Consider the following 531-nt stretch of genomic DNA (forward strand, 5'->3'; position numbering starts at 1 on the left):
CGCTCGCGGCGGGCGCGGACTGGGACACGGCGCTGCGCGTGGCCAATGCCGCCGCCTCCGTCGCCGTCGGCAAGCAGGGCACCGCCATTGTGAGCACGGCCGAGCTGCGGCGAAAGATCCTGCCGCACGCCTATCTCGCGGCCGAGGAGAAGATCGTGCTCGAGCCGGCGGCGCTCGACGCGCAACTCGCGGAATGGCGCAGGCAGGACCTGCGGGTCGGCTTCACCAATGGCTGCTTCGACATCCTGCATCCCGGCCACGTCAAGGTGCTGACCGCGGCGCGCGGCGCTTGCGACCGCCTGGTCGTGGGCCTGAACAGCGACGTCTCGGTGCGGCGGCTGAAGGGCGCCGACCGTCCGGTCCAGGACGAGCGCGCCCGCGCCGAGGTGCTGGCCGCGCTCGAAGCGGTCGATCTCGTCGTCATCTTCGAAGAGGACACGCCGATCGACCTGATCACCCGGATCAAGCCCGGCGTGCTGGTGAAGGGCGGCGACTACACCCGCGAGCAGGTGGTCGGCCATGAGGTCGTCG

Annotated in this window: 1 protein-coding gene; it reads left to right on the forward strand. The window is 71.2% G+C overall.

Annotated features, from left to right (window positions below; translation table 11 throughout):
* Positions 1-531: adenylyltransferase/cytidyltransferase family protein (locus tag AC1D00_RS44735; RefSeq protein WP_477015164.1), on the forward strand; the 531-nt coding region annotated here is incomplete at both ends.

Source organism: Bradyrhizobium sp. P2_E8 (genome assembly GCF_056403875.1).